This window comes from Streptomyces melanosporofaciens (assembly GCF_900105695.1).
Lineage (GTDB): Bacteria > Actinomycetota > Actinomycetes > Streptomycetales > Streptomycetaceae > Streptomyces > Streptomyces antimycoticus.
Map to the genome: position 1 here is coordinate 6,333,781 of NZ_FNST01000002.1, position 22,869 is coordinate 6,356,649.

Annotated in this window: 21 protein-coding genes and 2 pseudogenes; 17 read left to right on the forward strand and 6 right to left on the reverse strand. The window is 72.3% G+C overall.

What is annotated here, in order from left to right; translation table 11 throughout:
• Genes BLV72_RS30380 through BLV72_RS30435 form a run of 12 tightly spaced genes read left to right on the forward strand, consistent with a single transcriptional unit; the run spans position 1 to position 13,348 of the window.
• Positions 1 to 2,277 carry a beta-ketoacyl-[acyl-carrier-protein] synthase family protein gene (locus BLV72_RS30380; protein ID WP_093466234.1) on the forward strand — a complete coding sequence of 759 codons (2,277 nt, stop codon included), beginning with the start codon at positions 1 to 3 and terminating at the stop codon, positions 2,275 to 2,277.
• On the forward strand, positions 2,274 to 3,650 hold the full coding sequence (locus tag BLV72_RS30385; protein ID WP_093466236.1) for an alkaline phosphatase family protein: 1,377 nt from the start codon (positions 2,274 to 2,276) through the stop codon (positions 3,648 to 3,650). The genes BLV72_RS30380 and BLV72_RS30385 overlap by 4 nt, the downstream gene beginning before the upstream one ends.
• Positions 3,647 to 4,288, forward strand: coding sequence for a hypothetical protein (locus BLV72_RS30390; protein WP_093466237.1), 642 nt, complete (start codon positions 3,647 to 3,649; stop codon positions 4,286 to 4,288). Before BLV72_RS30385 ends, BLV72_RS30390 begins: the two co-directional genes overlap by 4 nt.
• Complete coding sequence (gene cysD / locus BLV72_RS30395; RefSeq protein WP_093466239.1) at positions 4,263 to 5,069, forward strand: sulfate adenylyltransferase subunit CysD; 807 nt, start codon at positions 4,263 to 4,265, stop codon at positions 5,067 to 5,069. The genes BLV72_RS30390 and cysD overlap by 26 nt, the downstream gene beginning before the upstream one ends.
• A gap of 10 nt (positions 5,070 to 5,079) precedes the next feature.
• On the forward strand, positions 5,080 to 6,345 hold the full coding sequence (locus BLV72_RS30400) for a GTP-binding protein (protein ID WP_167746420.1): 1,266 nt from the start codon (positions 5,080 to 5,082) through the stop codon (positions 6,343 to 6,345).
• Positions 6,342 to 7,685, forward strand: a complete 1,344-nt coding sequence (locus tag BLV72_RS30405; RefSeq protein WP_093466243.1) for an alkaline phosphatase family protein — start codon at positions 6,342 to 6,344, stop codon at positions 7,683 to 7,685. Before BLV72_RS30400 ends, BLV72_RS30405 begins: the two co-directional genes overlap by 4 nt.
• On the forward strand, positions 7,679 to 9,508 hold the full coding sequence (locus tag BLV72_RS30410) for a B12-binding domain-containing radical SAM protein (protein ID WP_093466245.1): 1,830 nt from the start codon (positions 7,679 to 7,681) through the stop codon (positions 9,506 to 9,508). Before BLV72_RS30405 ends, BLV72_RS30410 begins: the two co-directional genes overlap by 7 nt.
• On the forward strand, positions 9,502 to 10,368 hold the full coding sequence (locus BLV72_RS30415; protein WP_167746421.1) for a DUF4346 domain-containing protein: 867 nt from the start codon (positions 9,502 to 9,504) through the stop codon (positions 10,366 to 10,368). The genes BLV72_RS30410 and BLV72_RS30415 overlap by 7 nt, the downstream gene beginning before the upstream one ends.
• On the forward strand, positions 10,365 to 11,873 hold the full coding sequence (locus BLV72_RS30420) for an MDR family MFS transporter (RefSeq protein ID WP_093466247.1): 1,509 nt from the start codon (positions 10,365 to 10,367) through the stop codon (positions 11,871 to 11,873). The genes BLV72_RS30415 and BLV72_RS30420 overlap by 4 nt, the downstream gene beginning before the upstream one ends.
• An 11-nt stretch (positions 11,874 to 11,884) precedes the next feature.
• On the forward strand, positions 11,885 to 12,142 hold the full coding sequence (locus BLV72_RS30425; protein WP_059145788.1) for a helix-hairpin-helix domain-containing protein: 258 nt from the start codon (positions 11,885 to 11,887) through the stop codon (positions 12,140 to 12,142).
• Complete coding sequence (locus tag BLV72_RS30430) at positions 12,139 to 12,963, forward strand: class I SAM-dependent methyltransferase (protein WP_093466248.1); 825 nt, start codon at positions 12,139 to 12,141, stop codon at positions 12,961 to 12,963. Before BLV72_RS30425 ends, BLV72_RS30430 begins: the two co-directional genes overlap by 4 nt.
• 37 nt (positions 12,964 to 13,000) lie before the next feature.
• On the forward strand, positions 13,001 to 13,348 hold the full coding sequence (locus BLV72_RS30435) for an MmcQ/YjbR family DNA-binding protein (protein ID WP_093466250.1): 348 nt from the start codon (positions 13,001 to 13,003) through the stop codon (positions 13,346 to 13,348).
• A gap of 31 nt (positions 13,349 to 13,379) precedes the next feature.
• Here BLV72_RS30435 and BLV72_RS30440 read toward each other — a convergent pair whose 3' ends face one another.
• Complete coding sequence (locus BLV72_RS30440) at positions 13,380 to 13,976, reverse strand: class I SAM-dependent methyltransferase (protein ID WP_244321086.1); 597 nt, start codon at positions 13,974 to 13,976, stop codon at positions 13,380 to 13,382.
• A gap of 36 nt (positions 13,977 to 14,012) precedes the next feature.
• Here BLV72_RS30440 and BLV72_RS30445 point away from each other — a divergent pair, with 36 nt between their 5' ends.
• On the forward strand, positions 14,013 to 14,246 hold the full coding sequence (locus BLV72_RS30445) for a hypothetical protein (RefSeq protein ID WP_093466251.1): 234 nt from the start codon (positions 14,013 to 14,015) through the stop codon (positions 14,244 to 14,246).
• 614 nt (positions 14,247 to 14,860) lie between these two features.
• Here the strand turns inward: BLV72_RS30445 and BLV72_RS30455 are convergent.
• The gene (locus BLV72_RS30455) at positions 14,861 to 15,625 is read right to left on the reverse strand and encodes a hypothetical protein (protein ID WP_093466254.1); all 765 of its coding nucleotides are present in this window, start codon (positions 15,623 to 15,625) and stop codon (positions 14,861 to 14,863) included.
• Between the two features lie 332 nt (positions 15,626 to 15,957).
• On the opposite strand from BLV72_RS30455, the gene BLV72_RS30460 reads away from it, so the two are divergent.
• Entirely contained in the window at positions 15,958 to 17,166 is a 1,209-nt protein-coding gene (locus BLV72_RS30460; protein ID WP_093466256.1) for a pyridoxal phosphate-dependent aminotransferase, read from the forward strand.
• A 90-nt stretch (positions 17,167 to 17,256) separates the two neighbouring features.
• Here BLV72_RS30460 and BLV72_RS30465 read toward each other — a convergent pair whose 3' ends face one another.
• The gene (locus tag BLV72_RS30465) at positions 17,257 to 17,619 is read right to left on the reverse strand and encodes a VOC family protein (protein WP_093466257.1); all 363 of its coding nucleotides are present in this window, start codon (positions 17,617 to 17,619) and stop codon (positions 17,257 to 17,259) included.
• A gap of 451 nt (positions 17,620 to 18,070) precedes the next feature.
• On the opposite strand from BLV72_RS30465, the gene BLV72_RS51135 reads away from it, so the two are divergent.
• The 3 genes and pseudogenes from BLV72_RS51135 (at position 18,071) to BLV72_RS30480 (ending at position 19,988) form a co-directional block, all read left to right on the forward strand.
• Positions 18,071 to 19,045, forward strand: a complete 975-nt coding sequence (locus BLV72_RS51135; RefSeq protein WP_093466259.1) for a methyltransferase — start codon at positions 18,071 to 18,073, stop codon at positions 19,043 to 19,045.
• Positions 19,042 to 19,260, forward strand: a complete 219-nt coding sequence (locus BLV72_RS30475) for a hypothetical protein (RefSeq protein WP_093466260.1) — start codon at positions 19,042 to 19,044, stop codon at positions 19,258 to 19,260. The genes BLV72_RS51135 and BLV72_RS30475 overlap by 4 nt, the downstream gene beginning before the upstream one ends.
• Positions 19,261 to 19,377: 117 nt before the next feature.
• Positions 19,378 to 19,988 (forward strand): annotated as a pseudogene (locus BLV72_RS30480) (sugar nucleotidyltransferase).
• On the opposite strand, the pseudogene BLV72_RS30485 reads toward BLV72_RS30480, so the two are convergent.
• The 3 genes and pseudogenes from BLV72_RS30485 to BLV72_RS30495 all read right to left on the reverse strand — a co-directional run.
• Positions 19,984 to 20,258: pseudogene (locus BLV72_RS30485) on the reverse strand (ABC transporter permease); the annotation flags it as partial. The pseudogenes BLV72_RS30480 and BLV72_RS30485 overlap by 5 nt on opposite strands.
• A 104-nt stretch (positions 20,259 to 20,362) precedes the next feature.
• Positions 20,363 to 20,995 carry an HhH-GDP family DNA glycosylase gene (locus tag BLV72_RS30490; protein WP_093466262.1) on the reverse strand — a complete coding sequence of 211 codons (633 nt, stop codon included), beginning with the start codon at positions 20,993 to 20,995 and terminating at the stop codon, positions 20,363 to 20,365.
• 63 nt (positions 20,996 to 21,058) lie between these two features.
• The gene (locus BLV72_RS30495; protein WP_093466263.1) at positions 21,059 to 22,774 is read right to left on the reverse strand and encodes a PucR family transcriptional regulator; all 1,716 of its coding nucleotides are present in this window, start codon (positions 22,772 to 22,774) and stop codon (positions 21,059 to 21,061) included.
• Between the last annotated feature and the right edge of the window lie 95 nt (positions 22,775 to 22,869).

Consider the following 22,869-nt stretch of genomic DNA (forward strand, 5'->3'; position numbering starts at 1 on the left):
GTGAGCTTCCCGGTGGTCATCACGGGCATGGGCGCGGTCACCGTATTCGGTGACGGCTGCACCGCGCTGTTCGAGGCGCTGCGCAAGGGCGAGTCGGGCCTGCACGAGCTGCGCGGCATCGCGGTCGCGCGCGGCAAGAACCGCTCGGCCCAGATCGAGGACCCACGCCGGACGGGCCCCTGGCGGCTGTCGGACATGGCCGTGGACGCCGCCCGCGAGGCGCTCGCCCAGGCGGGCGGGCCCGCACCGGGCGTCACCGGCCTCTACGTGGGCACGACCGGCGGTGACAACCGGGCGCTGGAGGACCGCTGGGACGACTTCCTGGCCGCCCGCCGGGCCCTGTCCGCCGGGGCCGACCCACAGGTGGACGACGAGCTCGCCGAGGCGATGGTGCGCTTCCCGATCGGGGTGCTCGCCGATGTCCTGGCGCACCGGCTCGGCATCGAGGGCCCCCGCTACGCGGTGACGAACGCGTGCGCGTCCGGCACCACCGCGACCGCGATGGCGCTGCTGGCGCTGCGTCAGGGCACCGTGGACCGGGCCGTGGTGGTCGGCGCCGACCACCTCAAGGCCACCTCCTACTGGGGGGCGGAGCGCGCCGGGTTCGTCGGCCACGACCTGCGCCCCTTCCACGCCGACCGGGACGGCAGCGTCCTCGGGGACGGGGCCGGGGCGCTGATCCTGGAGCGCGCCACCGACGTGGCCGCCCGCGGCGGCACACCGTTGGCCGGGCTCGCGGGCTGGGCCATCACCTGCGACGACAACCCGCACGCGATCATCCCGCCGGAGGACGGCGCGTCCAACGCCGAGGCGATCCGGCTGGCCCTGGCCGACGCCGGGCTCGCGCCGGAGGACATCGACTACTTCAACGCGCATGGCACCGGGACCCCGTTGATCGACCGGCTGGAGACCGCCTCGGCGAAGCTGGTCTTCGGCGACCGGGCCGGTCAGGTCGCGATCAGCAGCACCAAGTCGATCGTCGGGCATCTGGCCGCCGCGTCCCCGATCATCGAGGCGATCGCGACCGTGTACTGCCTCACCGAGCAGTGGGTGCACCCCACGGCCAAGCTCGACCGGATCGACCCCGCGCTCACCTTGGACTACGTCCCGCTGCGCGGCCGTCCGCAGCGGATCCGCGCGGCGGTGTCCAACTCGCTGGGCGGCGGCGGCACCAACGCCGTCCTGGCGTTCCGCCCACAGGACTTTGCACCCGCCGCGGAGGGCGCCTTCGTACCCGTCCCCGACGTGGTGGTGACCGGGACCGGCGCGGTGAGCAGGCTCGGCGACGGCCCGGACGCCCTGGAGGCCGCCTACGGTCCAGGCGCCGCACCCGAGCGGACCCGGCCCTACTCCGTGCTGGACCACATCGACGCGGCGGCCGGCTACCAGTACCTCAGCCGCTCGGCGCAGCTCGGGTTCGGCGCGGCGGCGCAGGCGATGGCCGACGCGGGCCTTCCGGTACCCCTGCCCGCCGAAGGGCCGCTCGCCGGACGCCGGGTGGCGGTGGTCATGGGCACGGCCGTCGGGGGCTTGAGCGCGATGGCCGAGACGCTGTGCCCGCACCTGTCCGCCGACCCGACGCGGATCACCCCGTCGATGTCGCTGGACCACGGGCCGCAGCTCGCCGCGACCCTGGTGTGCCGGGCCGCCGGTGTCACCGGCCCGATGGTCACCCTGATCAGCGGACCGGCCGCCGGTCTGCAGGCGGTGGAGGTCGGCCGGGCGCTGCTGGCGGCCGGGGCCTGCGACATCGTGATCGCGGGCGGCGGCGACGCGGGCGACGCCCCGACCCGCGACGCGGCGCGGCTGCTGGCGAGCCGTCAGGGCCGGTCCGTGGAGGAGCCGGCGGACAGCGCGGCATGCGTGGTGCTGGAGCGCGCCGACGGCGCGCGTGAGCGCGGCGCGCCGGTGCGCGCGGTCGTCACGGGGTGCGCGAGCTGGTCGGAGCCCCAGGCACCGGACCGGACCGACGCGGCGGCGGGCGCGCTGACCCGCGCTCTGACGGCGGTCGGCGCGGACGGCGCCGACCGGCCGCACCTCTCGTACCACGTGGGCAAGGGCAATCTGTCCGACACCGGCGAGGTCAAGCTGCTCGCCTCCGGCTTCCAGCCCGAGGCGCTGGGCGGCGCGCTGGCCGCCGGGCCGCTGCTGGCCGTCGTCGCGGCGGTCGCGCGGGTCGCCGTCGAGCCCGGCGCGGCCGCGATCGTGTCCACCGTCGCGCCGGGCGGCTCCGCCGCCGCGCTGCGGCTGGCCGGACCGGACGGGGGGCGCGGATGAGCGCCCGGGCACGGGCGATCGTCCTGATCACCGAGGGGGCGTGCCCGGAGCTGATCGACCGGTGGGGCCCGGAGCGGCTGCCGAACCTGCACCGGTTGCGCGCGCTCGGCGCGAGCGGGCCGCTGCGGTCGGACTTCGTCCCCTACGAGGCGCCCGGGCTGTTCAGCGCGTTCACCGGATTCGCGCCCGATGAGCACGGGTGCTTCTCCTACTGGGACGTGCACGCCCCCGACTACCGGCCGGCCGTGCTCGACGGCTCCGCCGCCCGCCGCCCGTTCCTGTGGCGGCGGCCGGAGCTGACGGGCCGCCGGGTCGCGCTGGTGAACCTGTTCGGCACCCATCCGGTGGAGCCGGTCGACGGGTACTGCCTCAGCTATCCGATGCGCGCCACCGTGCGGGCCTGCCATCCGCGGAACCTGCCGGTGCTGCTGGCCCGCGAGGGTGTGCGGCCGGTGCACGATGTCACCGTCTGGTTCACCGGCGGCCCGAAGGACCCGTTCGTCGCCGGTGTGCTGAACGCCGACCGGCAGCGCGCCGACGCGGCCCTGGCGATGCTGGACGGCCGGGTCGGGGACCGCCCCGACCTGACCGTCCTCAACCTCACCGCCATCGACCGGCTCTCGCATGTGTACTGGCAGGAGACCGAGCCGGGCAGCCCGGTCCCGGAGGCCGACCAGGCGGTGCTGCGCGCCTACCAACTGGCCGACCGGGTGCTCGGCCAACTGCTGGAGCGGCTCGACGACCACACCAACCTGCTGGCGTTCTCCGAGATCGGGTTCGGGCCCCTGCGCTCCTACCGGTCGGTCAACGACGCGCTGGCGGCGGCCGGGCTGCTCACCCTCGGCCCGGACGGCACGCCCGACTGGTCGCGGACGACCGCGTTCGAGGCGGTGCAGGGCGCGCAGGGCGTCAACCTCAACCTCGCGGGCCGCTACCGGGACGGCACCGTCCGCCCCGCGGACCGCGCCCGCGCGCTGGCCGATGTCGCCGCCGTCCTGGAGGAGCACATCAACCCGGCGACCGGCACGCGGTTCCTCACCCGCGCCATCCCGCGCGAGGAGCTGCACGGCGGCCCGGCCGCCGACGCCGCGCCCGACCTCGTCCTCGACCCGGCCGACTGGCGGTATCTGCCGCTGGGCGACCCGTTCTGGTCCGGCCGCACCAACCGGATGCTGCAGAGCGGCTGGCATCGGCGCGACTCCTACTGGGCCGGGGCGGGCGCGGTGTTCACCGCCGGGCGCGGCGGCCCGGCGCGGCCGCTGGATGTCGCGCCGACGCTGCTGACGATGCTCGGCCTGGACCCCGCCGCCGACCTGCCCGGCACGGCACTGACCGCCCCCGCGCTCCGCCCGGCCCCGGCGGGTGCCTCATGACCGGCACCCTCCTGCCCCTGGCGGTGACGCTCGACGCGGACGGCGGTGCGTGCGTCGCGGGCCTCGACCGGGACGGCCGCTGGATCCGCCCCGAGCCCGTCACCGCCGAGCAGGTGGGCCCCGAGGGTCCGTACGCGTTCTTCCAGCCCGTCCGGATCGGCCTCGGCCCGAGCACCGAGCCGGACGCCCGCCCCGAGGACCGGGCCGTCATCGCGCCTCCCCGGCCCGCCGGCCCGGCCCTCGACCCCGCCACGCGCGAGCGGCTGCTGAAGGACACCGCCGACGCGACCGTGGACAAGGCGTTCGCGGGCGAGCGCAGCGCCGGTCTGGTGCCGGCCGAGGTGAGCCGGATCTACGGGCGGCGCTCCACCGGTGGCCGCTCCTTCCTGCGGCTGGAGTTCACCGATGCCTCCGGTGCGCAGCACGACTGGATCGTGCGCGACGCGCGGCTGGTCCGCGCCTTCCCGGCGCCGCTGGAGGGGCCGCTGCCCGACCTGGCGGGGCCCTGCTTTCTGTCCATCGGCCTGACCAAGCCGAACGGCCGGTTCCCCGGGCGGTTCCGGGGCTGTCATCCCCTCGTGGTGGGGGTTCTTTCCGAAAGGGGTGACGTGAGTGCCTTCGGCGCTGCGCGACCTTGAGAACGACACGGTGCAGGTGCTGCGCGAGGTGCGCGGCCGGTTCACCAACCCGGCCCTGCTGTGGTCGATGGGCAAGGACTCGACCACGCTCCTGTGGCTGGTCCGCAAGGCGTTCTTCGGGGACGTGCCCTTCCCCGTCATCCACATCGACACCTCCTACAAGTTCCGGCAGATGTACGAGTTCCGCGACCGCTGGTCGCGGGAGTGGGGCCTGGACCTGCGGGTGCATCGCAACGAGAAGGCGCTGGCCGCGGGGATGGGCCCGACCGCCGCGACCAAACTCGCATGCTGCACGGCCCTGAAGACCAACGCCCTCCAAGAGGCCCTGGAGGCCGGCGGACACGACGCCGTGCTGCTCGGCATCCGCGGGGATGAGCACGGGGTGCGCGCCAAGGAGCGGGTCTTCAGCCCCAGGGACCGGTCCTTCGGCTGGGACTACCGCAACCAGCCGGCCGAATTCTGGGACCTGCGGCAGGCCGCGGTGGACGAGGGCGGACATATGCGCGTCCACCCGATGCTCTCCTGGCGGGAGATCGACATCTGGGAGTACGTGCGGCAGGAGGGCATCCCCGTCCCCGACCTGTACTTCGCGAACGACGGGAACCGCTACCGGTCGATCGGCTGCGAGTGCTGCTGCTCCCCGGTGCGCAGCGACGCCGGGACGGTCACCGACGTGGTCATCGAGGTCCGCCGCTCCCGCGAGGGTGAGCGCGCGGGCCGGGCGCAGGACAAGGAAGACGCGGCGGCGATGGAGAAGCTCCGCGCCCTCGGATACATGTGAGGCGGCATCAGTGACGACACCCGTACTGCCCGAGGGGGGACCGACCCCCGCAGCCACCGCCCGTGACGGCGACACCCTGCGCGTGGCGTTCGTGGGGGAGGTGGACCACGGCAAGTCCACCCTGCTCGGCCGGCTCCTGCTGGACACCGGCAGCGTCACGACCGACCGGCTGGACGTGCCCGTCGAGGACGGCGGGCTGGCGTTCCTGCTCGACGGGCTGACCGAGGAGCGCGCCGACCTGTTCACCCTCGACACCGCCAGCGCCGTCCTGGAGACCGGAAGCCGCCGGTACGTGCTGATCGACGTGCCCGGCCACGCCGAACTGCTCGTCAACATGGCGACCGGGGCGTCCCGCGCGGAGGCCGCCGTGATCGTGGTGGACTGTCGCGAGCGCGCCGCCGAGCAGACCCGGCGCCATATGCGGGTCCTGGCCATGATGGGCGTCACCGCCGTCGTCTGCGCCATCACCAAGATGGATCTGGCCGGCTGGGCGGAAGCGGAGTTCCACGCCGCCGCCCGGCAGGTGGCCGCGCTCGCCGACGAGATCGGCCTGACGCTGGTGGCCGCCGTCCCGGTCAGCGCGATGACCGGCGACAACATCACCGCCGCCAGCACCCGGCTGCCCTGGTACGCGGGCCGCCCCCTGCTCGACACGCTCGCCGACCTGACCCCCTGGGGCGACGGCGGCGCGCCGCTGCGGGTCGAGGCCCAGGACGTCGTCGAAGGGCGGGTGCTGGCCCGTGTGCTCAGCGGTGAACTGCGCATCGGGGACCGCCTCGTCGCGCCCGGCGAGGACGCCCGCACCGCCCTGCGCATCGAGCGCTTCGGCGAGCCGCCCCAGGAGTCGGCCACCACGGGCGACAACATCGGACTGGTCCTGTCCGGGCCGCCCTGTGCGCCGGGCACCCTGCTGGCACCCCCCGACCGGCGGCCGCTGCGCGGCGACCGGTGGCGGGTCCGCGTGCTGTGCACCGCCGAGGACGGGTTCGCCGAGGGCGCCCGCTGCACCCTGCGGCGGGCCGGCGCCGACCTGACCGGCCGCATCGCCCGGGTGGAGCGCCACTGGGACAGCGCCCGGCGCGCCCCGGACGCGACCGACCGGGGCCCGGTGCGGTTCAGCGAGGTCGCCGAGCTGACCGTGATGCTCGACCGGCCCGCCGACGGCGACGACGTACGGGTGTGCGCGCCGCTGGGCCGCTTCATGCTCACCGACGGCTCCGTCCGCATCCTCGGCCTGGGCATCGTGGACGAGATCGCGGGGGAGGACCGGCGATGAGCGCGATGGTGATCGGGCTGGACGGCCTCCCGTACTGGCTGCTGCGCGACCTGGCCGACCAGGGCGTCATGCCGAAGACCGCGGACCTGCTGCCGCAGGGGAGCCTGCGCGCCATGAGCGCGCCCGTCCCCGAGATCAGCTCCACGTCCTGGGCCAGCTTCCTCACCGGGGCCGACCCCGGCACCCACGGCATCTACGGATTCGTGGACCTGCGGCCCGGCACCTACCGCACCTACTTCCCCAACTACGGCCATCTGAAGGCCCCGCCGCTGTGGGAGGCGGTCGACCGCGACGCCGGCCGCAGCGTGATCATGAACGTGCCGAGCACCTACCCCGCGCCGCCGCTGCGCGGCACGCTGGTGTCCGGGTTCGTGGCCCCCGACTTCGACCGCGCCGTGTACCCGCCCGAGCTGCGCGGCCCGCTGCGCGCCCTGGACTACCAGCTCGATGTCGAGGTCGGCGAGGTGACGGCCGACCCGGACGGGTTCCTGGACCGGGCGGAGGCGGCCCTCGCCGCCCGCCGCGCCGCCTTCGCCCACGTCCTGTCGGGCGGCTGGGACCTGGCGGTGTGCGTGCTCACCGAAACCGACCGCGTCCACCACTTCCTGTGGAGTTCGCTCACCGACCCCGCGGCCCGGCTCCACGGGCGCATCCTCGACTTCTACCGAAGGGTCGACGAGGCCGTGGCGGAGCTGGCCGACCGTGCCGGGGACGGCGCGCTGTTCCTCGCCAGCGACCACGGCTTCGGCCCGGCGCATACGCAGTTCTATCTGAACGCGTGGCTGCGGCGGGCCGGGTACCTCGCGCTGCCGCCCGGCGCCGAGTCCCTGGAGGAGATCGACGAGCACACCCGGGCGTTCGCGCTCGACCCCGGCCGTATCTACCTCAACACCGCCGACCGCTTCCCCCGCGGCGGACCCCACACGGACCCCGGCGAGCTCACCGCGCGGCTGCTCGCCCTGCGGCTCACCGAGGACGGCCGGATCGCCGAGGGCGGCGCCGGCACCCCCGTTGTCTCCGAGGTGCTCTCCGGGCCGAAGATCTACGCCGGGCCGTACGCGGACGACGCCCCCGACCTGGTCGTCATGCCCGCCCCCGGCGTACAGATCCGGGGGGCGTGGGCCACCGACCGGATCATCGGGGACGCCCCGCTGACCGGCACCCACACCCGCCCGGACGCCACCTTCTGGTGCCGGGGCGACCTGGGCACCGACCCCCTGCACATGCGAGACGTGGCGCCGACCGTCCTGGCCTCCCTGGGCATCGACCCGCCACCCGGAACCGAGGGCACCGACGTGCGGGTCATGCGGCCGCGGAACGAGGAGGACATCCGATGCTGACGTCTGGGAAAGAGCTCGGGCTCGCACCCCGGGAGAAGCCGGGACACTTCGAGATAGCGCTCGACGCCAGGATCACCGACCCGGCCGCGTTCCGGGTCAGCTTCGTGATCCTGCTGGATGGCGACCTGGTGATGTCACCCGAGCACCTCGGCGTCGCCTACATGGCCGCGACGCTGCGCGCGGCGGGCTTCTCCTGCGAGATCCGCGAGGCCGAGCACGGCCACCACCAGGAGGTCGTGGACGCCATCGCCGCCTACGCCCCCGGCCTGGTGTGCTTCACGCTGATGAGCCTGAACGTGCCGAGCTGCGTGGAGTTCTGCGCGGCCCTGCGCAAGGAGATGCCCGAGGTGGTCATCGCCTGCGGCGGCCCCGCCGGGACGTTCACCGGCACCGATGTGCTGCGGGTCAACCCGCACGCCGACATCGTCGCGGTCGGCGAGGGCGAGCCCATCATCCTGGACCTCGCCCAGCGGCTCGCCCTCGGCGAGGACATCGCCGACTGCCCCGGCATCGGCTACCGGGACGAGGACGGCGGATACCGGCAGAACCCGGCCCGCCCGCTCGTCCACAACCTGGAGGTGCTGCCGTACCCCGTCCGCGACCAGCTCATCGCCCACGGCAACAAGCTCGAATACGTCCGGGTCAGCACCAGCCGCGGCTGCGTCGCCCGCTGCACCTTCTGCTCGGCCCCCAACCTCGGCAACCGCGTCCAGGCGGGCAAGGCATGGCGCGGAGTCGGCCCCGACTACGTCCTGGACGAGGTGGAGCAGCTCGTCCGCGACCACCGGTTCCGCACCTTCGACTTCATCGACTCCACCTTCGAGGACCCCGACGGCGGCCGGGTCGGCAAAAAACGGGTCCGCGCCATCGCCGAGGGCATCCTCGACCGCGGTCTCGACATCTACTACAACGTCTGCATGCGCGCCGAGAACTGGTCCGACTGCGCCGAGGACCACGACCTGCTCGACCTGCTCGTCCGCAGCGGCCTGGAGAAGGTCAACGTCGGCATCGAATCCGGCGTCCCCGAAGAGCTGCTGCTGTGGGAGAAGCGCGCCACCGTCGAGGACAACATCAGCATCATCCGGCTGCTGCGCGAGCACGGCATCTATCTGGCCATGGGGTTCATTCCGTTCCACCCCTACGCCACGGTCGAGACCCTGACCCAGAACGCCGACTTCCTGCGCGAGCACGCCGGGCACAACCTGCGCCGTCTCACCGAGCGGCTGGAGGTCTACCCGGGCACGTCCATCGCCCGCAAGCTGGCGGACGACGGCCTCCTCGGCCCCGCTTACGAGGACAACCTCGACCCCTACGACTACCGCCACAGCGACGAGCGCGTCGAGCGGCTCGCCGTCCACTTCGCCTCGCTCTACAACGACGAGGACTACCACAAGCGCGGCGTCATCACCGACCAGTCGGCGGTGTTCGAGTTCGAGACGTTCAACGTCGTCGTGCAGACCTTCGTCTCCCGGCTCTACCGCCGCTTCCACGCCCTTCCGGGGGCGATGGAGGTCCTGGAGCGGTTCAAGGACTTCCTGCACGAGACCCGCCAGGACATGGGGCGGCAGAACCACGAGTTCTTCATGGAGAACCTCGACGACGTCCTCACCGACCGCCTCGACCCCGCCAAGCGCCGCCGCCAACTGGAGCAGATCGAGGCCCGTTTCCGCACCTGCATCGACCGCATCCGCGCCGAGCAGCTCCGCGTCGGGATGCGGCTGCACCGGTTCGGCGCGGACGTCACCGCCATCAGCTCCAGCCTCCCACCCGTGACCCCCGGCGGCGCGCCCCGCTCGTACAACGGGGGTGCCCCCACGTGGTGACCCACCGGATCGCCGACGTCGCGGTCTGCACGCTGCGCACGCATACGCTGCCCGCGCGGCTGACCGGACATCCCCGGGTGGCGGTCGCGGCCCCGCTGGCCACCGCCAACCTGGGGATCGAGGAGCTCGTCCGGGGCGCCCTCGCCCGTCCGGCGGTCCGGCATCTGGTGGTGTGCGGGCACGATTCCCGGCTGTTCCACCCCGGCCAGAGCCTGCTGGCGCTGGCCGCGCACGGCACCGCGCCCGACGGCACCATCATCGGCGCGCACGGTCACCGGGCCCATCTGCCCAATCTGCGGCCGCCCGTCGTCGCCGCCTTCCGCCGCCGGATCACCGTCCACGACCTGCGCGGCCAGGACGACCCGGCCGCCGTGCTGGCCGCCGTCGACGCCCTGCCCCGCCACACCGACGACGCGGACGGGGCGGGCGATGTGATCGGCGGGGCCGGTGTCCTGGGGGAGGAACTGGCGGCCAGCACGCCCCGGTTGGTGCCGCTGGCCGCGGTCGGCCGGGTCCGTCCGATCGCCTCGGCCGGAGCCGGCTGCTTCGTCATCTCGCTCGACCGCCCGGCCGGCCGGATCGTGCTCCGGCACTACGGCGACGACCTGGCGAGCGGGCACGAACTGCGCAGTCGCAGCGCGACCGCCCTCACCCTCGCGGCGGTGGCCCACGGGCTCACCGACGACCCCGCCCACGCGGGCTACCTGGGTGGTGAACTGGCCAAAGCGGAGACCGCGCTGCGGCTGGGCCTCGCCTACGTCCAGGACCGCCCGCTCGACTCCCGGTCCGCCGATCCGGTCCCCTCCCACCGCTGGGCCGGCCCGGTGACCGCCGAACCCCCCGAGGGAGTAGCTCTGTGACCGCTGAAACGACGGCGCCCGCCCCGGCGGCGGCCCCCCCAAGCCTCAGCCGTCGGCTGTGGGTCTTCGGCGGCATCCTGCTCGGGATGCTGCTGTCCACCCTGGACCAGTCCGTCGTCGCCGCGGCCCTGCCGAGCGTCGTGCACGACGTGGGCGGGCTCGAACACTTCGCCTGGGTGTTCACCGGGTACGGGCTCACGCTCAGCATCACCACCATCGTCGGCGGCAAGCTGGGCGACCTGTTCGGCCACCGCCTGGTCTACCTCGGCGGCGTCGTGGTGTTCATCGCCGGGTCGATGCTGTGCGGACTGGCCGGGAACATGAGCCAGTTGATCACCTTCCGGGTGATCCAGGGCATCGGCGGCGGCGCGCTGGTGGTCGCCTCCTTCTCGCTCATCGGCCAGCTCTTCGAGCCCGCCGAGCGCGCCAAGTACGCCGGGTACTCCACCAGCGTGTTCGCCGTCGCCAGCGTCGCCGGCCCGCTCGTCGGCGGCGCCGTCACCGACGCGATCGGCTGGCGCTGGGTGTTCTACGTCAATCTGCCGCTCGGCCTGCTCACCCTCGCCGTGGTGGCGTTCCTGCTGCCGACCGCGGCCACCCGCGGCCGACCGAAGATCGACTACACGGGTGCCGCGCTGCTGGCGGCCCTCTCGGTCTGCGTGGCGCTGCTGGCAGGGCGCGTCGGCAGCCTGGACGCGGTGCTGTCCACGCGCGGTATCGCGCTGATCGTCGCGATCGTCGTGCTCATCCCGGCGTGGATCGTGGTGGAGCGGCGCGCGGCCGAACCGATGATCCCGCTCAGCCTGTTCGGCAACTCCACCTTCGTCCTGTCGAACACGATCACCATGCTGGCCGGATTCGCGATCCTGGCCACCGTCAACTTCCTGCCGCTCTTCCTGCAGGCCGCCTCCGGCGCGTCGGCCGTCACCTCCGGCCTGCTGCTGATCCCGATGATGTTCGGCCTGCTCGTCGCCTCCACCCTGGTCGGCCGCCGGATCGCCGAGACCAAGAAGTACCGCTGGTTCCCGGTGGCCAGCATGGCCGTCGCGGCGCTGGCGTCGTATCTGCTGTCCACCATGGACGCCGACACGCCGTGGCCGCTCGTGGTGGTCTACTCGGTGCTGCTCGGCGTCGGCTCCGGCCTGTCGATGCAGGTGTTCATGGTGGCCGTACAGGGCTGCGCGCCGCCCGCCCAGATCGGTGCGGTGACCGCGACGGTCACCTACGCGCGGCTGGTCGGGGCCTCCTTCGGGATCTCGGCGTTCGGCGCGGTGTTCTCGGCGCGGCTGGCCACCGAACTGCCCCGGCACGTGCCCGGCGACAGCGCCCAGTCCATGACCAATCTGACCGCCGACGCGCTCGACAAGCTCCCCGAGAACCTGCGGCAGGGCTTCACCGAGGCGTACGCCGACTCGCTGGGCACCGTCTTCTTCGTCGCGGTGCCCGTCCTGCTGCTCGCTCTCGTACTGTCACTCGCGATGCGCGACCGCGCGTTGGGAGAGTGAGGAGCACGCGCATGGAGAGCGACCTGAGGCAGATCCCCGGCGTCGGCAAGGCCGTCGAGGGCGACCTGCACGGCATGGGCATCCACCGCGTCGAGGAACTCGTCGGTCAGGATCCCGAGGAACTGTACGACCGGCTGATGCTCGAACAAGGGGCCTATGTGGACCGCTGCATGCTCTACGTCTTCCGGTGCGCCGTCTACTACGCCGAGGGCGGCCGGGAGCCGGAAAAGCTGCGTTGGTGGAACTGGAAGGACTCGAAGACACCATGACCGTCATATCCGCCGTGCCCACCCTCCCGGTGGGCGCGCTGTTCAGCCAGACCCGCCGCGAGTTCGCCTCCTGGTATTCGCGGCTGTGGGGGCCGCTGGGGGCGCTCGCCACGGGCGTCTCCCGGCCCCGCGTGGGGGAGAGGGTCCTCGACGCCTGCTGCGGTTCGGGCGCGTCGGCCCTGCCCGCCGCCCGCGCCGTCGGTGCCGCCGGCCATGTCGACGCCGTCGATATGGCCGGCGCCCTGCTGGACCAGGGCCGGGCCGAGGCGGACCGGCAAGGTCTCGCCCATCTGCGGTTCCACCGCGGCGACGTCACCGCATGGCGCGCGGACGCGCCCTACGACCTCGTCCAGTGCTGCTACGGCGTGTTCTTCTTCCCCGACATGGACGCCGGCACCCGCCATCTGGTGGACCTGGTGCGCCCCGGCGGCCGGATCGCCCTGAGCACCTGGGTCGGCGGCGGGATGGACAGCATGGTCCGCCGCGCCCGCGAGGCCGCCTCCGCGGTCCGCCCGCTGCCCGCACCGCCGACCGCGCCCGACCCGCGCACCCGAGTGGACTCGGCCGACGGACTCGCCGCCTGGCTGCGCTCCTTCGGCCTCGTGGACGTCGCGGTGCACCGGGTCGACTACCGCGTCCCCCTGCTCGGCGACGACGCCTGGATGTTCCTGCTCGGCGCGGCGCCCCGCCGCTTTGTGCTCGGCATGGACGAACAACAGCTCGGTCGCGTCCGGGACCGGCTGCACGCCGACATGGCCGCCGCCGGCCACTCCCACCTCGACGCCAGCAGCCTCATCGCCGTCGGCGTCCGGCCGCGATAGCCGTCCCGGTGCCACCGCCCGTGGATAGGCTCGCACCGTGAAACCCGACGACGTCACCGCACACTGCCTCGCCCTGCCCGGCGCGGCCGAGGACTTCCCCTTCGGCGATTCGCCGGCCGTCTACCGCGTCGGAGGCAAGATCTTCGCACTCCTCAGCGAGGGCGCCGTACCGCCTCGTGTGAGCGTGAAGCTGCCGCCCGACGAGGTCCTCGCGATGCGCGCCCAGCACCCGGACACCGTGCTGCCCGGCTACCACCTGAACAAGCGGCACTGGGTCACCGTGCTGCTGAGCGGCGGCCTCGAAGCCGAAGAGGTGCGCGAACTGCTCGGGCAGTCCTACGAGATCGTGGTGGCGTCGCTGCCCCGCCGGCTGCGCCCCGCCTGACCACCCGCTCGCCCCGCCCGGCGCTTCGGGCTCACTCGTCCCACTTCAGATAGATCACCGGTTGTTCGCGGAACGGGAGCTGCCGCAGCGTCATGTGGTCCAGGCCCAGGGTCTCGCGGATCGCGGCGGTCACCCCGGGCCACCGGGGATGCCCGAGCTCGTCGAAGGCCACGATGCTGCCCTTGGCGAGATGGGGACGGATCGCCTGGAGCAGCTCACGCGTCGGCTCGTACAGGTCGAGATCGAAGAAGGCCATGCCGATGACCGTCTCCGGATTCTCCGCCAGATAACGCGGGACCGTTTCCCGGACGTCCCCCTGGACCACGAAGGTCCGCTGGACATGCGGAATGGGGTCGCCCGCCTCATGCGCGGCGAGCACCTCACGCAGATGGTCCACCTCGTGGTCGGGAACGGCGAACCTACCGACCGCCGCACTCGGACTCACCTGGTCGACCTCGGAGAGCTCGGGAAATCCGGTGAAGGTGTCGAAACCGATGATCCGGCGGTAGGAGTTGTACGGCTCGTACAGGCCGCGCAGCGCGGCGAGGGTGGCCAGATGGCGTCCGTGCAGCACCCCGAACACCATGATCACGCCGGGGATCTCGGGGAGCTGACGCTCGGCGGTCATGGCACCTTTGTACGGGGCCTGGCCTTCGGGGTCCCCATGCTGGTGCTCCCGTTCGAGCAGGACGCGTTCAACTACGCCCGCCGGGCCGCCGATTTGGGCGCGCGCCGTCACCTTCGACTCGATGCGTCCGTGGCTGCTCTCGGAGCGGAACTCCAGCGGCTGCTCACGGACGGCAGCTACCGGCTGGCCGCGAAGGACGTCGCCGGCCGGCTTCGCCGCGAATACCGGCCGGAGGCCGCCGCCCGCGTCATCGCGGAACTGGTCGCCTGAGCCGAACAGTTCGCCGGAGCGGAATGCGTCGCCTGATCAGTTCAGGAAGCAGCTCTGTGAGAGCGCGGTGCCGGGCGCCTGGTGGTTCACTCCGTCCGACGCCGCGCTCGTGCCGTCCGGCGCGGGCACGCCGGAGGCCCGGTGGCTGTCGTAGTCGCCCGGCCCGTAGAGGAACAGCAGGGGCGCCTTGGCGGGATCGGCGTTCTGCACCCTCATCCGGATGCGCTCCAGCTCACCCGCGATGATTTCCTCGCGGCGGCGCGGTGAGGACGACCGCTGGATCCGCGCCCTGAGGTCGGCCAGGAAATCCTGCCGCGCCAGGGTGTCGGAGGTGGAACCGATGGCCGCGGAGGTCTCGCCGTCCGTCACCGAGGCCCAGTGCACCAGGGGCCGGCGCGCCCAGGAATCCGGCTGCAGATGGGGCAGTAGCGCCGTGACCAGTTCGCCCGCCGACCAGCTCATCCGGTGGATCTTGTGGTTTCCCGGGTCGCGGGTGTTGAGGACGCTGAGCGTGAGAACGCCGCCGCCCTCCGCGGGCGCGGGAGCGTGGGCGAGCATCGCCAGCAGCCGCCCGATCGCGGTCACCTCACATATATAGGCGCCGTTCTCATTGGTCAGCGGGACGGCCTCCGGGCCGGTCTGGATGCGGCCGCGCCCGTCGAGCGGCGAGAGGTCGGCCAGGTGCTGACCGACCGAGAGCGTATTCGGCGTCGCGCAGAGCACCTGGCCCATCCCGGGGGTGGGCTGCGAGGCGTCCACGCGCCGGAGCGGAACACAGCCCGTCCGAGGAACAGATCGATCAGCCGCCCCGTGGGCACGGACGGAATGACCGGACGCACCTCGCCGCGCAGCCGGTCCACGAAACGGTCCCCGAGCTTGCGGTAGTTGAGGGAGAAGTCGAACGCGAGCCGTCCGCCCACCGCGTGGTACAGGGCCAGCGCGGCGGGAGGCAGGAACTCCTCGGGGTGTGCGGTGATGTTGGAGTGCATGCGCCGCGCCGCCGCGCGCCCGATGCCGTGGACCATCTTGCCGTCGAAGATCGAGAGCGAGAAGGCCACCGACCCCGGCCCGGCTGTCGGCAGCGCCTGCAGCCGCTCGGCGACGGCCTGCGCGAAGCGCAGATCGGACTCTCCCTCCGCGCTGAGTCCCTCGGGCGGCGTGAGCAGCGTGCGCTCGCTGAAGGGGTCGTAAATCCCCGACCCGAACCAGGCGTTGGTCCCATCCGAGCAGAGCGGGACGCCCACGGTAACGACGCAGGACCAGCCGGCGGAGACCGCGTCCGCGAGCGCCGCGGCGGTCGCCTCAGGGTCTCGCTCCGAGCCGATCGAGGGGAACGGGCCGACCGAAGCGGCCTCCGCCCCCGATTCCTGTTCCGACACGCCCGCATCCCCCCTGCACCTTGGCGGACATCGAGAGGCCGCCTTCCGAAACACCGACGACGCTGGCAGGCGGATGTGGCGACTCTAGGCCCCTTGATTAACTAAAGTCAAGTCAGGTGAGGAGTAGTCGCCCCTAGTCCGGGACCCCTCCCGGGGGCCGCGATAATCTTCCGAGCAAACCGAACAAACGTTGACAATCACTATAGTCATCGAATCTTATGGTCTGAGTCGGGCCGGGTGGCAGCCGCCCGGCCGGCGGTGTCGGGAGCCGCAGGCGACCCGCGGCGCTCCGCATCCGCCATCCGGTCATCGCCCACCGCCGAGAGGTCAGCATGAAGACCCTGTCCCGCCACGCCACCGCCATCCGCCCGTCGCCCACCCTGTCGCTGAACGCACGGCTCAACGAACGCGTCCGCGCGGGCGAGCGGGTGCTGAACCTGTGCGTGGGAGAGCCCGACTTCGCCATGCCGGAGGGCGGCCGCACCGCCGCGCTGCGCGCCCTCGCGGCCGGCGTCGACCGCTATACCGACGTCGCCGGGCTGCCCGAGTTGCGCGCCCGTATCCAGCGCAAGCTCCACGAGCAGAACGAGCTGGACGTCGCGCCGGACCAGATCGTGGTGTCGGCCGGGGCCAAGCACGCGCTGTACAACGCGTTCTTCGTGCTGTGCGAGGAGGGCGACGAGGTGATCGTCCCGGCTCCCTACTGGGTGACCTACCCCGAGCAGGTGCGGGCGGTGGGCGCGACTCCCGTGATCGTGCCCACTCACGCCGGCACCGGGTACAAGCTCACCGCCGCACGGCTCGAAGAGGCCGTCACCGCGCGCACCAAGGCCGTCGTCCTCAACAGCCCCGGCAACCCGACCGGCGCGACCTACACCGAGCGGGAGCTGGCCGAACTCGCCGCGGTCGTCGAGCGGTACGACCTGTATGTGGTCGAGGACCTCATCTACGAGCACTTCTTCCACGAGGAGGGCACCGCGCCCAGCATGACGGCGTTCCCCGCCCTCCGGGAGCGGACCGTGCTGGTCAACGGGGTGTCCAAGTCATGCGCCATGACGGGCTGGCGGGTCGGCTACACGGTGGCGTCCCCCGCGATCAGCGCCCTGATCCGGCGTATCCAGAGCCAGTCCACCTCGAACGTGGCCGCCGTCGCGCAGCATGCGGCGCTCGGCGCGCTCGACGACGTACCGTGGCGGCGGCTGGCCGGGTATCGGGAGCGGCGCGATATCGCCCACGCTCAGCTGACCGCGATCGACGGCATCGCATGCCTGCTGCCGACCGGGGCGTTCTACCTCTTCCCCGAGATCTCCCGCCTCCTCGGCGGTGACCACGGCGGACGGCCACTGGCCACGGCCGACGACTTCTGCGAGCGGCTCCTGGAAACCACCGGCGTGGGCCTCGTCCCCGGGACCGCCTTCGGCGCGCCCGGACACGTCCGCATCACCTACGCGACGGACCCGGCGGTGGTCGCGGAGGGGCTGGACCGGCTGGGGGCGTTCGCCCGCGAGATCCGTCGTACGACCGTCAACTCGCGGGTCTGACCCACCGACCCGGGCCGTGCGACGCCGGGGCCAGGCGGCGCGGCACCGGCCGCGCGGCCACCCGCGGCTGACGCCCGGCCCGGGGTGTGGTCACGCGGCCTGGAAGTGCGGGTTGTAGATGAGGCCGATCAGATCGCCGGTGGGGTTGCGCACGACCGCGACCTCGATGCCGCCGCCGACCTCGCGGCAGGACGAGCGGGACTCGCAGCCCGCGGCGAGCAACTGCGCCTCGGCTTCGGACACGTCGTCCACGCCCCAGTAGACGATCGGGCCTTCGTCGGGGTCGCCGTCGGGGTCGAGCGCGAGTTCGTAGCCGCCGACGTCGTAGCCGACATAGAACGGCTCGTCGAAGTAGGGCTCATGACCGAGGGTCGAGTTCCACCAGAGCTTGGCGGCCTCCAGGTCGCGCGCCGGGTAGACAACCGTTCGAAGACCCAGAAACTTCACACTCACCGGAATACTCCTTCGATCGATTCGGCCAGTCAATGTTCTGGCGGAGCGACGATAGCGTAAAACCGTTGGGGACCGGTACCGGAGAAAGCGCGGTCATCGCCCGATGGTGGTGTTACCCGCGATCTCGGCCTGCCGTAAATCGAGGTAATGCCGAGCGCCGCGGCCCCGGCTTTCCAAAGATTTGAACCTTCTTTCGGAAGCGGAACTTTCGATTCCACTAGGGTGCTGAGCTGGGCGGCATCCCGGGGAAGCCCTTTCTTTGTCGGAGCACAGACATAAGGCTGGAACGGCCCGGCCGGGTGCCGATCTTCTGTCGATCTCCAGTCGACATCCAAGACCTTGACATGGATTTTTACGTGATACAGACTCTGCCCTGTAGTTACGGGGGACTACGGGGGAGGCTGGCATTCACGCTCTGGATGAGTTGGTCCGTGCCAGAAAGATTCTGGCCATGATCGAAGCCGCGGACGAGCTGGGGTTGCTCACGGAACTCGCGCGAGAACCTCTCACTCCGACCGAGATCGCGGACCGGGCCAAGATTGACCGGACCATGGCATATAATTTCCTCACCGTTCTGGTATGGAATGGAATTCTCACTCGGAATGGTGATCACTTCGCGCTCGACGAGGCCCTTCACACCGAGGTGACGAGCGGGGCGCTGCCCCTGCTGCGCATCGAGGGATGGGCCACCCGAGACCATCTGAACGGCACCGGCATCGTCGCCGCGCTGCGCGGGCACCGCCGCCCGCCGGAGATCGACGACCGCTATGTGGGCGCGCTGGCCGAGGCCATGCTGCGCGGCGCCCGGGCCAGCGCACCGCACCTGGCCCGGCTGCCGCTGTGGCGCGACCGCGCCCACCTGGCCGACTTGGCGGGCGGCAGCGGTGGTTACGCCATCCTGCTGTGCCGGATGTACCCGCGTCTCAGAGCGACGGTGTACGACCGCCGGGAGATGCTGGAGCACACCGCCCGCGCGGTGGCGGACGCCGGGCTGGACGACCGAATCGCCCTGGAGCCATGGGAGTTGCGCGGCGACCCCGTCCCGGCGGGGCACGACTGCGCGCTGCTGTCACACGTCCTGCACCTGCTCGACGCCCCGGCGCGAGCGGAGCTGCTGGGCCGGGTCCGGGCGGCGCTGGCGGAGGGCGACCCGGTCGTGGTGCACGACTTCCTGCCCGGTACGGCGGTGGGTGCGCCGTCGCCGGAGGAGGCCGCCTCCGCGATCGATTGGCTGGCGAACGGCTCGGGCTTCCTGCCGGGCCCGGACGAGCTCGGCGCGGAGATGGCGACCGCCGGAATCTCCGTGCGCGGCGTCACGCCGATCACCGCCACCCGTACGGCAGTGGTGTCCGCGGCCTGCACGCTCGGCCTTCCGGGCCGCCATCCGAGCCCCAGCGGCTCCGCGGAACGGAAGGCCCGGCGTTGAGCGACGTGACGAAGGAACTGGACGCCTCCGAAGAGCTGGAGGCCGCCGAGGAAGCGGACGCCTCCTGGGCCGGCCCGGACGCCCCTTGGGACAGCCCGGCCGCCGCAGAGTCCCCGGACGACTATCTGGAGAGGCTGCTCCGCAGCCTGGACGACCGCCGATCCGAGCCGAGCCAGTGCGATGGCTTCGCCCTCTGCGGCGACTGGCCCTGGTAGCCCCTGGTAGCGGAGACGGGGACGTGAGAAAAGCTCTCACGCCCCCGTCGCAGCACCGCGAGTCCGACCCGGCTCGGTTGCGATCGAGAGTCCGGCGATCATAGGTAGTGGCACTCCATGCGCGGCATCATTCTCGCCGGTTGTACCGGCTCACGGCTCTGGCCGATCACCAAAGCGGTGTCCAAGCAACTCCTGCCCGTCTATGACAAGCCGATGGTCTATTATCCGCTGTCGACACTGGTCCTGGCCGGGATTCGAGAGATCCTGGTGATGCGTCCCGGCCCAAGCCCGAAGGGCTGGCTCAGGCGTTCCTTCTCGGCGAGGAATTCATTGGAGAGCGATCCGTCGCCCTGATCCTGGGCGACAATATTTTTCATGGCACCGGACTGGGAACGCAGCTACGGAACCATACCTGCGTCCAGGGTGCCCGGGTGTTCGCCTATCCGGTTTCCGAACGCAGAGCATATGGCGTGGTCGACTTCGACGAGGAGGGCACAGTCCGTTCCATCGAGGAGAAACCGGCCCAACCCAAGTCCCGTTACGCCGTTCCGGGGCTGTATTTCTATGACAATCGAGTCGTGAAGATAGCCAAGGAATTGAAGCCCAGTGCCCGCGGTGAGCTGGAAATCACCGGAGCGAATTCGGCCTATCTGGACCAGGGCGATCTGCGGGTCACGGTGCTGGACCGGGGCACCGCATGGCTGGACGCGGGCACCACGGCGGGATGACCGTCTTCGGCAGGACGGCATCGTTCCCCATCGTGTCCTCGCCGGCCCCGGCGGTGCGCAGATTGGTGCCCAGCCGGTCCAGCCGGGCCGTCAGATCGGCCCGGCTGGAGGTGGAGAGACCCACCCCGCCACCATCGTGGCGATGCCGATCGCGATACCGAGGGCCGACACCACCACCCGGGTCCGGTGCGCCCGCGGCCCGACGGCGCCCACGCGGAGGATGTCACCGGCGGCCGGCCGGGAGTCGTACAGCGCCTGCCCCTGGGTGATCGTGCTGCCCGCGTCGGCCGCTCGCAGCTCCTCACCTGAACGGGTCAGGCGGCGGCTGGACACGTCGCGCGGAGGCTGGACGCGTTACGTGGCGCCTCGACGCGTCACGCGGCGGCGCGCACCTCTCGGGCGGCGTCCGCGTGGAGCGCGACGCGGACCAGGGCCGCGGCCAGCCGGGGAAGGTCCTTCTCGGCCACCAGCCGCCCCAGCGACCCCGCGCTCTTCGGCAGCCCGACGCGCTCGGCGCCCTCCAGCGCCTTGCGGTCGAAGTACGGGGCGAACTCGGGCCAGACGCCCTGCACCTCGCGCAGGAAGATGTTCACCCCGGCGGGCCCGATGCCCTTGATCTCCGGCAGCAGCTTCTTCGGGTCCCCGGCCTCGCGCATCCGCCGCAGATCGCCCCCGTACTCGCGGTTCACCAGCTCGGCCGCCTCACCGAGCTGGGTGGCGGTCCGCTCGTCGTAACGCCGGTAGCCACCCTCGCCCAGCGCGTCGACCCGCTGCTGCCAGGTGGCCTCCGCCATCCGCCGTGGGTCGCGCATCCCGGCGTCGAAGAGGGCGCGGGCGGCGGCGACGGCGATATCGGAGCTGATCCGCGCGGACAGCAGATGCGCGAGCACCAGTAGCTGGTAGAGCGGGCCGGGGGTGTCGCGGAGCTTGATCCCGGCCTGGGCGGCGAAGGTCGTGCCCTGCTGGTCGAGCAGGGTGCGTGCCACGCTCTCGTTCTTGTCGCTCATTGCCCATCCCGCCTCGTCGTGTCGTGCCGTTGCGTCGGTCACGGGTGCCCGGTGGCGCACCGCTCACTCGGGGCCGCTGCGCATGACCTTCCAAATGCGGGTGGCGACCTGGAGGTTGAGCCTGCTGTCCACGTCCGCGAGATCGATTCCGCTGATCTCGCGGATGCGCTGCAGCCGGTAGCGCAGGGTCGAGCGGTGGATCACGAGCGCCGCGGCCGTCTCGCTGTAGTTGCCGCCGCGGTCGAAGTACTGGGAGAGGGTCTCCACCAGGTCCGTGTGGTGCAGGGCGTCGTAGTCCATCAGCGGGCCCAGCCACTCCCGGACGAACCCCTCCACCTCCCGGTGGTCGCTCCCGGTGCGCAGGATCCGGTACAGCCCCAGGTCGTCGTAGAACGTCATGCCGATCGCGCTGTTGGAACGGCGGCGCACCTCCAGCGCCCGCAGCGCCTCCTGGTACGAGCGGGGCACCTCGTGGGGGGTGTCGCAGGAGGCGCCCACCCCGATCGCCCCGCTGTCCGTGCCGAGCTCACGGCTCAGCGCCGAGTGCAGCGACCGCTCGCCCGGTGCGTTCTGGGCCACCAGGACCGCCGCGTCCGAGCGCAGGGCGGGCAGGATCCGCAGGCCCATGCCCGTGGCCGCCCGGCTCACGGACTTCAGGAACACATCGTCGGCCGGACGGTCGCTCCAGCGCACCACGATCACATGGTGCGGACCGTGCAGATCGTGGCCGACCGCCTCCGCGCGGGCGTACGCACTGGTGTCGTCCGCGCCCGAGAGCAGATCGTCGACCAGCTCCCGCCGCAGCCGCAGCTCCACCTCGGCCAGCTCACGCAGATGGGCCAGCTCCAGGCCCAGCGAGGTCGCGGCGTGGTCCAGCGCCCGAACGGCCCGCTCATCGGCCCGGCCGTCCGGGTCCACCAGGCACAGCACGCCCAGCACCTCGCCGCGCGGATCCGCCACCGCGGTCAGTCGGTCCCGCACCCGCACCGGACGCGGCCTGCGGGCGGCCTCTCGCAGCAGCTCCTCGCGCTGCGCCGGATCGGGCTTGGGGTAGGGATCCGGGCGGCCGGGGCCCGCCCAGGCCCGGAGGTTGCCGAACCGGTCCTCGGCGGCCGCCGCCAGCCCGGTGATCCGGTACAGCGTCCGGACGATCCCGTCCTCGCCGTCGCCGTGGGCGGCCGAGCGGGCGAGGGCGTCATGCACTTCCCGCAGCTGGGAGAGATCGGTCAGCGAGGAGTCCAGCCGCCGCCGTATCGCCTCCCGCTCGTCCCACGCCCGGCGCAGCTCCAGGGCCTGGGCGCGCTCACGGCGGTGCGCGGCGGCGGCGGACAGGGCCGCGGCGGTCTGCCGTACGAGCAGGGTGAGCAGCAGCCGTTCGTCCTCGCCGGGCCGGTCGCGGTAGCTCACGACCAGGGCGCCGTGCAGGCCGTCCGGCGTATTGGGCCCGATCGGTTCGCGCAGCCCATCCGGTTCGCGCAGCCCGAATGCCCAGCCCCAGGCCCGCCGGGGGAGCCGCACCGGCCCGTCCCGTCCGGCCAGCTCCCTCACCTGCGCGTCCAGGGCCTCGGTGGCTCGCTGACCGTCGTGCGAACAGCGGACCAGGCCCTCGCCGAGCCGTAGGTATCCCGCCTCCGCGTGGCCGGTCCCGACCGCGCTGACCTGGGCCATCGCCCGGCGCAGTATCTCCGCCCCGTCCTGGCCGTCGATCCCGTCGAAGCTGGTGAACAGGGTCAGACAGCGGTGCAGCAGCAGATCGTGGGCGACACCTGGTGGGGCCATTGGGGTCACTCCGTGCGTCCTCATGTGTCCTGTGCGTCCTCATGCCTTCTCGAGATGGCATCTCGAGGGATCCGCGATCCGCCCGCCCGAGTACC